The 11,638-nt window shown below is 31.5% G+C and carries 12 protein-coding genes and 1 other annotated feature; of the genes, 5 read left to right on the forward strand and 7 right to left on the reverse strand.

Translation table 11 applies throughout. The annotated features are described in order from the left end of the window. The first annotated feature begins 56 nt into the window (after positions 1-56). The gene (locus KQH81_RS14845; RefSeq protein ID WP_074846384.1) at positions 57-926 is read left to right on the forward strand and encodes a methionyl aminopeptidase; all 870 of its coding nucleotides are present in this window, start codon (positions 57-59) and stop codon (positions 924-926) included. A gap of 111 nt (positions 927-1,037) precedes the next feature. On the opposite strand, the gene KQH81_RS14850 is transcribed toward KQH81_RS14845, so the two are convergent. The 6 genes from KQH81_RS14850 to KQH81_RS14875 form a co-directional block, all read right to left on the reverse strand. Further along, entirely contained in the window at positions 1,038-1,679 is a 642-nt protein-coding gene (locus KQH81_RS14850; RefSeq protein ID WP_168972038.1) for a pentapeptide repeat-containing protein, read from the reverse strand. A 79-nt stretch (positions 1,680-1,758) separates the two neighbouring features. Then, on the reverse strand, positions 1,759-3,393 hold the full coding sequence (locus tag KQH81_RS14855) for a PQQ-binding-like beta-propeller repeat protein (RefSeq protein WP_168972039.1): 1,635 nt from the start codon (positions 3,391-3,393) through the stop codon (positions 1,759-1,761). Positions 3,394-3,560: 167 nt separating this feature from the next. Then, entirely contained in the window at positions 3,561-4,112 is a 552-nt protein-coding gene (locus KQH81_RS14860) for a TVP38/TMEM64 family protein (RefSeq protein WP_027637729.1), read from the reverse strand. Positions 4,113-4,133: 21 nt separating this feature from the next. Beyond that, a complete protein-coding gene (locus KQH81_RS14865) occupies positions 4,134-4,898 on the reverse strand; it encodes an amidohydrolase family protein (protein ID WP_035770299.1) in 765 nt (254 codons plus the stop codon). 106 nt (positions 4,899-5,004) lie between these two features. Beyond that, entirely contained in the window at positions 5,005-6,663 is a 1,659-nt protein-coding gene (gltX, locus tag KQH81_RS14870) for a glutamate--tRNA ligase (RefSeq protein ID WP_027637731.1), read from the reverse strand. 66 nt (positions 6,664-6,729) lie between these two features. Next, positions 6,730-6,959, reverse strand: a binding site (T-box leader). 60 nt (positions 6,960-7,019) lie between these two features. Next, complete coding sequence (locus tag KQH81_RS14875) at positions 7,020-7,919, reverse strand: ribonuclease Z (RefSeq protein WP_230028455.1); 900 nt, start codon at positions 7,917-7,919, stop codon at positions 7,020-7,022. A 155-nt stretch (positions 7,920-8,074) separates the two neighbouring features. On the opposite strand from KQH81_RS14875, the gene KQH81_RS14880 reads away from it, so the two are divergent. Further along, a complete protein-coding gene (locus KQH81_RS14880; protein WP_099336141.1) occupies positions 8,075-8,527 on the forward strand; it encodes an NUDIX hydrolase in 453 nt (150 codons plus the stop codon). A gap of 51 nt (positions 8,528-8,578) precedes the next feature. On the opposite strand, the gene KQH81_RS14885 is transcribed toward KQH81_RS14880, so the two are convergent. Next, a complete protein-coding gene (locus tag KQH81_RS14885) occupies positions 8,579-8,920 on the reverse strand; it encodes a hypothetical protein (protein WP_027637734.1) in 342 nt (113 codons plus the stop codon). Between the two features lie 208 nt (positions 8,921-9,128). Here KQH81_RS14885 and KQH81_RS14890 point away from each other — a divergent pair, with 208 nt between their 5' ends. From KQH81_RS14890 to KQH81_RS14900, 3 genes are all read left to right on the forward strand, one after another. Then, positions 9,129-9,458 carry a hypothetical protein gene (locus tag KQH81_RS14890; protein WP_051196161.1) on the forward strand — a complete coding sequence of 110 codons (330 nt, stop codon included), beginning with the start codon at positions 9,129-9,131 and terminating at the stop codon, positions 9,456-9,458. An 87-nt stretch (positions 9,459-9,545) separates the two neighbouring features. Continuing rightward, positions 9,546-10,595 (forward strand): ABC transporter substrate-binding protein, encoded by a 1,050-nt coding sequence (locus KQH81_RS14895; RefSeq protein ID WP_027637736.1) that lies wholly within the window; start codon positions 9,546-9,548, stop codon positions 10,593-10,595. 165 nt (positions 10,596-10,760) lie between these two features. Beyond that, positions 10,761-11,615, forward strand: a complete 855-nt coding sequence (locus tag KQH81_RS14900; RefSeq protein WP_230028456.1) for a metallophosphoesterase — start codon at positions 10,761-10,763, stop codon at positions 11,613-11,615. Positions 11,616-11,638 lie beyond the last annotated feature (23 nt).

The following is an 11,638-nucleotide window of genomic DNA, read 5'->3' on the forward strand; positions in this document are numbered from 1 at the left end:
TTTTTTATAAAAGTATTATAATAGAAGAATATAGTGCTATAAGGAGCGATGATTATATGAAGCTTAATAGAAATGATAAATGTTGGTGTGGCAGTAATAAGAAATACAAAACATGCCATCTTGAATTTGATGAGAAATTACAATCTTATAGAGATAAAGGTTGTATTGTCCCACCTAGAGAACTTATAAAAAATGAAGAGCAGATTAACGGTATAAAAGAAAGCTGCAGAATAAATACTGCAATTCTTGATTTGGTTGCTGAGAACATAAAGGCTGGTATGTCTACAGATGAAATCAACACTTTAGTTCATGATTTTACTGTAGCTCAAGGAGCAATTCCTGCACCTTTAAATTTTGAAGGTTTCCCAAAAAGCGTATGCACATCTATAAATGATGAAGTATGCCACGGAATCCCAAGTCCAGATGTTGTTCTTGAAGAAGGAGACATAATAAATGTAGATGTTTCTACTATTTATAAGGGTTACTACGCTGATGCTTCTAGAATGTTTAAAATAGGAGCTGTTCATGAAAAACTTGACGACCTAGTTAGAGTTGCAAAGGAATGCCTTGATAAGGGATTAGAAGCAGCTAAACCTTGGAGTTTCCTTGGAGATATCGGAGAAGCCGTTCAAACTCATGCTGAAAGTCACGGTTACTCTGTAGTTAGAGAATTTGGCGGTCATGGTGTAGGCATACAATTCCACGAAGACCCATTCGTTGCCCATGTAGGAACAAAAGGTTCTGGAATGCTATTAGTTCCTGGCATGATATTTACAATAGAGCCAATGATCAATATGGGTACATCTGATATCTTTATAGATGAAGATAATGATTGGACAGTTCTAACTGAAGACGGATATCCTTCTGCTCAATGGGAGTACACTGTGCTTGTAACAGAAACTGGAACTGAAATATTAACTCATTAGAATAGTTAAAAGTTACGTAGTGAAAAGTTAAGAGTTAGCAAAAAACTAGCAGTTTGGAAACTGCTAGTTTTTGTTTTTTTACATAGTAATATGGTATTTTTTATATGATCTTTATTTAATTTCAAGACCTAAAAGCCTAGTAAGTTCTAACCCTTGCATAGGAGTTACTATTGCCCCTCTTAACGCTGATATATCCACATTAATTCCATTTATATCACAAGTAGTAAAGTCTATTTTACTTAGAGATGTTCCATTAAAATAGCTGGCACTTAAGTCTGAATTAACAAATGTCAAAGCTTTATGCTTTACCTCTTGAAATACTGCCTCATTAAAATTGCTTTCAATGATATTTAAAGATTGAAGTTTAGAGAATGAAAAATTCATATATTTTCCTATGACATTTTCAAACAAAACATCTTTTAAGCTACTTTCATCAAACTTAGCTCCTATGAGCTTACATCCTACAAATTCCACTCTTTTCATACTAGAATTTGAAAACATAACGTTTGACAAATCACAGTTCTCAAATCTGCAGTCTATGATATCTATATTAGGAAATTCACATTCCTCAAATACAACATTTTTAAATATACAGGAGTCTATCTCAACTCCTTTTTCGCTTATTTCCGATGTTGTACAGTTTTTGATTAATTTATTTTGTATCTTATCTAAATAGTCATTTCTATATATTTTATCTACTTCTTCAAATTCATCTATAAATTTAGGCTTTTGTACCTTACTTTTTGTAGACATGTAAGACCCTTCTTTCCTCATTTACTTTAATATAGATTATAGCAAACTATAGATTTAATAAAAAGTTCCATTTATCTTTCTATTTTATCTTTACGCTGCATATAAGTCCCCCTCTTGTTGCTACAACTACCTTATTATTAAAGATTGCTGGTGAAGATTCTATGTTGGAACCAAGATTCACTTTATCTAATATCCTTCCAGTAATCCCATCCATTAAAAACATATTGCCAGCAGAATCGCATTGAATTATATATCCATTGCCTTCTTCATCATAAAAATCTACCGGTGACGACCACATATAATTGTCTAACTCTGTTTCCCAAAGAATTTCTCCAGAGGTTTTACTCATAGATATGACAGCCCCTCTATTAAATCCTTTATATCTAGCTAATGAAAATATAACTCTATCAGATAATTTGTTTTTTCCAATGATATTTGTAGCAAGAAGTCCTCCATTTACAGGATCATTCCCTATAAGAGATTCACACTGCATTTTCTTTGACCATACTTCTTCTCCTTTAAGTCCATTTATCTTTTTAAGAGTAGATACCCCTTTCGCTCCTTGTATATCTACTTCTGTTCCAGTATATAAATAAGGAATATTATTTTCTACATCTATAGTTATGGATGCATCTGTATCATCCCCACTATCAAACATCCATATTGGCTTCATTGTATTTAGATCTATACATTGTATATATCCATTGTTGTCTGCAAAATATAGAAGGTTACTATATATAGCTACGGAGTTCTCTATTCCTAGAAGTCCTTGAGATTCTGAAATTCTATACCTATACTTAGTAATTTTAGGTTCAATTGATATACTGCTCGCATCAGCATCATAATTTGTATTTAACTTCATAATATATAAAATCCCATTTTCTCCACCTTCAATCAATGTATCTGTGGCAGCATGTATGAGCGGTGAAGAATCAAAAGCTGGCCATCCCCTATATGCATTTCCATCCCATCCTCTTAGTTCATAAAGCTTTTTACCGTCAATTAAACTAAATATATTAAGTCCAACTACATCACGTTCATTTATTCCTTCACCAACATACAATAAAGGTATTCCTCTTGGGTCTATAGTCAATGTTCCCTTTATAGGATTACCTACATATACCTTGTCCCTTGAAGGTTTTCCCGTTTCTAAATCTAAGAAATATATGTTTCCATCTAAAGAGGAATATATAACTTCTGTGAAATCCTTGTTTTCTTTGAATTCATCCTTTATATTCATAGATCTTCTAAGTGATTCTGGCCATTTAACTATAGAAGGCTGTCCAGTCCATCCAGCTCCCCCTCCCCAGGTACTTGATGAAGTAGTAAATTTCCATTGAGCCTCAAGCTTCTTTTCTTTAATCTCACATTTTCCATAGGAAGGTGATGTCCTATAATTATTTCCTCTAAAGGTCGTAACTCCTTCCAGCCTAGTATATGATTCATGAAATACTATATTCTTATCTAAATTTTCAGCACCTATCACATCAAAATTTATTCGCTCTACATTATTAATCTTCAAATTTACAAACCGCTCTATTAACTTTTCCCCATCATTAATTTCTTTAGAAGGCTTTGTATTTGGAATATTTACAGCATAACATACTGCTTCTTTTTCACTTGAATCCTCATTCTTATGTTTACATCCAGTGCAGCATACACTAACAAATATAGTCGTTATAAGACTATATGCAATAATTTTTATGTTCCCCATGTCCATTCCCCCAATAAATCACCTAAAATACCAATTGTACTTACAATGATTGTTTCTATACACACTATATGTATATATGAGGGCCTATGGGTTTATGTAATTATTCAAACTTCTAATTACAAGAAAAAACACCTCATAATTCAATATGAGGTGCAAATTCTAATTATTTATTTTTTTCTTCTTATTGTAAACCATAATAGCAGCAGTGATATTAAAGTTATACCTAGCCTTATATAGTTTTCACTAATATTTATAATATCATAACTCACTAATGCCTCTAGAGCTATAGATGGAATCTTTCCTAAAAATGTAGCTATAGTAAATCTTACTCCACCTACATTACTAAGAGAAGCAGCAAGAGTTACAAAGCCTGCTGGTATAAAAGGTATTAGTCTTCCTTCAAAAATAAGCATGCCTGACCTCTTACCATCACTATTTACTAGTTTATCTAAAAGCTTATGCTTATCGCTTATGAATTCAGCTTTTTTCTTAAATCCTAGCCTATAAATTTTAAAGGTTATATATCCCCCTATTGTTTCTCCTAAAAGTGAAATTAAAAATCCATTTATAGGTCCAAAAAATAATATGTTTGCTCCTGTGACAAAAACTGAAGGAATAACTCCTGATAATGCTATACCTATGCTTATAAGAAGAGATATTAAAACAGCAATATTATTATATTGATTAAAGAGCTCAACTACACTATCAATACTAAACATGTGTAAAAACTCCTTTCGTCTTTAGGTTTCTAGTTTGTACAACTTCTCTGCATTTATGTGAAATAACTTTTCTCTTTGCATATATGTTATATCTAATGATTCAACAAAATCCTTATGAGCTTTCATACTACATCCACCATAGTCACTTCCGAAAATTACTCTGTCTTCTTTCTCTCTAACTATTTGTGATATTATGCCCTTTGAATTTTCTATCGTATCATCATAGTAAGCTACGGATGAAATATCATAATATATGTTATCTTTGTCCATTGTAAATATATAGCTTTCATAAATATTGGGGAATCCAATATGACAATAGACGATTTTCAGTTTAGGATATGTTAATGCCAATTTAGACATCAGATAAGGAGTTGCATAAACACTTCTATCAGTATGAATAGCTATTGGAACATCGTACTTTGTGCATAAGTTATACACTTTTATAAGCCTCGAATCATTTATATAAAATCTTTCATGACCTGGATATATCTTTATTGCTACTATATCCTTATTCTTCAAATATTTCTCTAACTTCTCTAAATTATCTTCATATTTATAAAATACACTAATACCAGCTATGATATGTATATATTTCTTGTCCTTAAATAATCTTATACACTGGTCGTTAGTACCAATATCACTTGGTTCCACAGAATCAGCTATAACTACAGCCCCTAATATTCCATTCTTATTAAGTTCCTTAATAAGCCTTTGTTTTTTGTCTTCAAAACTATGAAGTTCTTCGTCTACTGGTAAATGTAAATGTGCATCTATAATCTTTCCCAATCTAATCGCTTCCTACTACAATAATATACATACTTAATTATATGCTATTCCATCTCATATTAAGAGAATCACTCCAATATAAAACTATTGGAGTGATTCTCTTATATTATAAATCTAAAAACTTTTCAAATCTTTCTTTAACATTCTCTTTTCCTAAAATCTTCATTATTGTATAAAGATCTGGAGTATTTCCTCTGTGAGTTACGGCCGCTCTAACTGCTGCTGCCACATCAGATACCATACCTTTGAACTCTTCTGGATTCTTCTTGTAAGCTTTTCTATCAGCTGCATATCCATGAGCTACTGCAAATTCCTTAAGTCCTGCGAACCAGTCAGTTTGCTCTCCTGATATATCGAATACTTCTTTATATTCTCTTATAAGATTTTTGCATTCTTCTAAGTCTATCTTAGATGGAAGCTCTAAATTTTCCTTTGGCTCATCATAGAATAATTCATCAAAGAAGTAGAATATTTTTTCTCTTACTTCGTTCCACTTTCCAAAGTCCTTTCTTGGTTTTGGACCTTCTTTGTCTATATTGAATAGAGCTCTTCCTCTATCTTCATACTTAGTTAGAAGATCATACATCTCTTTGTCGTAATCCTTTGCCCAAGTTGTATATAAGTCATAAACTTTATCTGCAGGCATCTTTGCTATTACATTTTTGCTTACATCATGAAGTTTTACTATATCAAATAATGCTCCACTGTTGCTCATCTTGTCAAGAGATACTGGGAAGTCAGTGTAAGGAGCCTCTGGATTTTCAGCTCTCCAATCTTCAAAGTTAGAGTTAATTATATTTAATAGGTACTCTAAAACTGAAACATTTGGATATCCTTCTTCTCTATAGTAAGTTACAGCACTTTCTGGGTCTTTTCTCTTGCTTAGCTTTCTTCTAGACTCTCCATCCATCTTCATCATAGTTGGTATATGACAATATTTTGGAAGAGGGAAGCCTAAAACTTCAAATAACTGAACATGAGTTGGAAGTGATGGAAGCCACTCCTCTCCTCTTGTTATATGAGTTGTTCCCATTAATGTATCATCAACAGCATGAGCAAAATGATAAGTTGGAAGTCCATCAGATTTTATGATTACAACATCTTGTAGACTTTCTGGGAATGATACATCTCCCTTTACATAGTCATGTATTTCTTTTCTTCTATCTGGTGATCCTGGAGATTTTAATCTTATTACAAATTTTTCTCCACTATCAATTCTCTTTATAGCATCTTCTGGTGATATATCTCTACATCTAGCCCACTTTCCATAATATCCTGGAGTTTCTTTTATAGCAGTTTGCTCTGCTCTTATAGCGTCTATATCTTCTGATGAACAGAAACATGGATAAGCTAATCCCTTTTCTATCAATCCCTTTGCAAAAGTTTGATAGATTTCTCCTCTTTCACTTTGCTTATATGGACCGTAGTCACCCTTCTCTTCATACTCTCCTGTCATACCTTCATCAAAATCTATATTGAAGTTGTGCATTGTTGCTATAGTATCTGCTATAGCTCCCTTAACTTCCCTCTTTTGGTCAGTGTCTTCTATTCTTAGTATAAAAACCCCGTCACTTTGCTTTGCAAGTCTCTCTGATACTAAAGCTGCAAATACTCCACCTATATGCTGGAATCCTGTTGGTGATGGAGCAAATCTTGTAACTTTTGCACCCTCTTTTAAGTTTCTCTTCTTGTACTTATCTAAATAGTATTCTGATGTTTTTGTAATTTGTGGAAGCATTTTGTCTGCTAATGCTTTGTAATCCATAGTTTCATCTCTCCTTACTCTATATGATAATATTATTTCTAAAAATAAAAAAAGCCTATCATCCTATATTAGGACGAAAGACTGTTATCCGCGGTACCACCTAAATTAGCCTGCTTAAAATATAAGCAAAACTCTCTTTATCGCATATATGGGGTGCCTCCCATGACCTACTACGAAATCTTCTTTCAGCCATAGCTCCAAAGCTTCTTTCTATGAACTTTCTCACTGAACTCCCACCATCTATCAGCTCTCTTTGCAGAAAATATTCATATACTCTTCTTTTTCATAGCCTTTTATTATATTAATCACTATTATACTGTTAAGTTCTAAAATTGTAAATATCCTTCTCAAAATTATTAAAAACTTAAGTTTTTAATTAATCCATCTTCTCCAAGGACTGTGTTCTCAAATACTTCTCTAGCATTCATTATATACTGCTCTGGCAACATCATTGCTGGACTAAAATGAGTTAGAAGCATTTCCTTTACCTTTCCCTCTTTAGCAATCTCAGCAGCCTCTCTAAATGTCATATGACAATTAGCTATTGCTTTCACCCTATCATCATCATTTCCATAAGTTCCTTCACACACAAATAAGTCGCTATTTTCTATAAAAGTAGGAATAGTTACTAATGGTCTACTGTCGGTAATAAAAGATAACCTTATGCCTTCCCTATCTTCCCCTAGAACCATTGATGGCTTATAGATTTTTCCTTCATATTCCAAATCCGCCCCCTTTTGAAGTCTGCTCCACAAAATCTTTGGAACCTCATTCTTCTCAGCAGATTCTACAGAAAACTTTGCTCTTCTCTTAACATCAAACCTATAGCCTATACATGGTGCACTATGTTTAAGCTCTAAAGTTTCCAGCTTCATGTTGTCATATAAATTTATACTTTCCTTTGGTGCTTCTATTATTCTTACCTCATAAGGGAGATATGGGCATATAACTCGAAGTCCATCTATAACAGCCTTTATCCCTTCTGGTCCGATTATGGTTAAAGGCTCTGTTCTCCCACTGTTTCCTATAGTACCTAAAAGTCCAGGTATACCTACAGTATGGTCACCATGGAAGTGACTTATGCATATATAATCTATAGTTTTAAATCCCCAACCTATAGACCTTATTGCAACTTGAGTTCCTTCTCCACAATCTATGAGAACTTTTCTTCCTCTAAAATTTATAAGCATTGATGATAATCTTCTATAAGTCATAGGCATGCTTCCACCGCAGCCTAAAAGTGCTAAATCCATCATAGAAAACACTCCTTTTAATACAGAATTCAACTTTATATTATTAATTATCTTTATATTATTGTCACATAGATGTTCTTTTAAAATCAAATAATACCACTTAAAACATGATATAATTTATTTAATAAGGGAACAAATAGGGATTTATAGGAGGCAAAATGATTAACGTTAAATTTTACGATTCCATAAATGATGAAAAAATTAAATTTGCAGTAATTGTATCTCAATTTAATGGAAAATGGGTATTTTGCAAGCACAAAGAAAGAAGCACTTATGAAATACCTGGTGGACATAGAGAAGTAAATGAAAAAATAATCGATACAGCAAAGCGTGAACTTTTTGAGGAAACAGGTGCAGTTGAGTTTAATTTGTTTCCGGTTTCTATATATTCAGTTATAGGTAAAACAAGGGTTAATGAGACTGGCGAAGAATCATTTGGTATGCTCTATTATGCTGAAATTATTCGATTTGATGATATCCCAGCATCTGAAATAGAAAAAGTCGTCCTGTTTTCACAGATTCCTAACCAATTAACTTATCCCCTTATCCAGCCTAAACTCATAGAAAAAGTTATTAATTCTAACTTCCTAAAATTAAAATTTAAAAAATAGAATAAATAAAAAATATTCTCCGATATATTCGAAGAATATTTTTTTAAGATTTTAATCAAGTTTAGTAAAATAAAGTCCTACCTCACTATCGCCTACTACAACTATAGTGTTTTTATTTGTTATTGTCCCTGCATTACATTTTCTATGACAGTTAACATTTTTATATACAATATCATAATTATCATCTAAAACAATTATTGCAGATTTCTTATCTTTTTCTGTAAATTGATACATTAAATTATATGTATACTTATCATTTTGATTAAGCTGGTAAATTCCAGCTTTATATATTTGATTAGATGGTTGTATGAACTCAGTAGCATATGCTGTAGATGTAAAAATTGAGAAAAACAACATTAATGAACATATAAATGTAAAAATTCTTTTTTTCATTAGTATCACCTCAATAATATTATCTTCATAACTTCCACAATTTATTTATATAAAGTAACTTTTTTATATATAAGATTCATTCTATATTGATATAAAAACCATGTGCTTGTTCTCAAAAAATTGGATAGTTAAATATTAGTAGTTATGATAAAATTTATTTAATAATAGAATATGAGTATATTCAATATTAAATTTGGAGGTAATATATTTGATCACAAAAAAACACCATAAAGTATTAGTCTTCTGTATCCTCATTTTTATCTTTTCAATATTTGCTTATAATGTTGATTCTAGATTAGTTGCTAATGATGAACAGCCCATTTTTGTAATTCCTGTTTCTATAGCAAAAGATGGTGGAACTACACAATACTATGGTATAGGTTATAAAGTGATCAGCTGGAATGTATTAAGTATCAAGGAAATCAACGGAAAAGAAGTTGATGGAAAAATGATAGGATATGAAATTAGCACCCTATTTAATCTCCAACATATCGATGATGGTCCTAAGAAAGAACTTAACTTTGTGCCTAATAAATAGTAATGCCATATTAGACACATATGTAAAACAATGCTATAATTCAGAAGAATATTTATAACCCAAATAATACACGGAGGAAAATACACTATGAAATCATCATTTAAATTATTAAGTTTATCAATTTGTATGGTTCTAATGACAGTATTTTTTGTAGGCTGTACTAAAAAAACAGCTGAAGAAATAAACTTCTTTAACTACGGAGAAAACATAGACAAAGAAACTGTGGAAGAATTTGAAAATAAGTATGGCATAAAAGTTAATATTGAAACTTTTGATGACATGGAAACAATGTATCAAAAGCTCAGCAAGGGAGGTACTAAATATGATGTAGTTCTAGTATCTGATGCCTTAATGCCAAGAATGATAGATCAAAATTTACTTCAAAAATTAAATAAAGACAGTATCCCTAATATATCTCAAATGGAAGAAGATTATTTAAATCTATCAATAGACCCAGGCAACAAATATTCTGTACCTTATATGTTCGGAACTGTTGGACTTATTTACAATAAAGATGTTGTAACAGAAAATGTTGATAGCTGGGATATATTGTGGAATGAAAAGTATAAAGATAAAATATTCATGTTTGATACCTACAGAGATACTCTTGGAGCAGCCTTAAAAAAATTAAACTATTCTCTAAATTCAACTAATCCTAAGGAACTTGAAGAGGCTAAACAGTTACTGATAAATCAAAGAAAGTTAGTTAATCCAATCTATGGAGTTGATAATGGAACTACAATGATTCCAGCTGGTGAAACTGATATAAACATGATTTGGTCTGGTGAAGGTTTAAATCTTCAAGATGAATACCCTAATTTAGTTTATATTGTACCTAAGGAAGGTGCTAACTTCTGGATTGACAGCCTATGTATACCTGCTAATGCTAAAAACGTATCTGCTGCTGAAAAATTTATAAATTTTGTAAGTGATAAAGAAAGCGCTCTTAGAATAGCTGATGAAATAGGCTATACAACTCCAAATAAAGAAGCGAGATTAGAGCAGCCTGAAGAAGTTAGAAATAATCCTAATGCTTATATGCCTAAAGAAATAATGGACAGATGTGAAATCTATACTGACTTGCCTAGTGAAAGCAAAAAATTATATGATTACATCTGGACTGAAATAAAACAATAAAGATAGAAGTAGTGAAATCTTATTAGGTTTCACTACTTTTTTAATATTATCCTAAATACATCTTAAACTACTTTTTAAAAATCTATTATTTTACAAAATATGTTATAATAGTTTTAATATATAGCTTTCATGAAAAATCAATATATTTCTTGTGAGGTTTATGAAATGAAAAAACTTGCCAAAATTAAATTATTTATAGAATTCAGTGTGTTCTTTATTGTAGTTGCTATCTTTTGCTTTTTGCAAAATAATAGCATTGTAATTTCAAACTATACTCATCGCAGTCGAAAAATTCCATCTGCTTTCCACGGGTATAAAATTCTTCACATTTCTGATTTACACAATAAAATGTTTGGTAAAAATCAAGATTATCTTATAAAAAAAATTAAAGCTTCCAGCCCTGATATCATCGTTATTACTGGTGACTTAATAGATAGACGAAGATTTGATTTAGATACAGCTATGTGTTTTATAAATAAAGCTGTTGATATTGCTCCAATCTATTATGTATCTGGCAATCATGAGGCTTGGTCAGGCAAATATGATCAAATCAAACAATCTCTAAAAGATGCTGGAGTTTTAATTTTAGATGATACTTCTCTTGAACTCTTAAAAGGTGAGAACTCAATACAACTCCTTGGTTTGTCAGACCCCGATTTTCTTACTTCAAATTACTTGGATGGTACAAACACTAAAAAATTAGAACTACAACTAAAACAGTGGTCAAACGATATAAATTATAAAATATTACTTTCCCACCGTCCTGAGTTATTTTCTCTATATATTGAAAACAACATAGATTTAATTTTTTCTGGTCATGCTCATGGCGGACAAATTAGACTTCCCTTTTTAGGCGGATTAATTGCACCGGACCAAGGATTCTTTCCCAAATATACAAGTGGTCCTTATAAAAATGCCAACTCAACTATGTTTGTAAGCAGAGGTTTAGGAAATAGCATTTTCCCATTTAGAGTATTTAATCGACCTGAAATTGTTGTTGTAACATTAAAAAGTGAGTAATAAAATCTATAACATATCTTACA

Origin of the sequence: Clostridium cadaveris (genome assembly GCF_020911725.1) — a bacterium.
Lineage (GTDB): Bacteria > Bacillota > Clostridia > Clostridiales > Clostridiaceae > Clostridium_X > Clostridium_X cadaveris.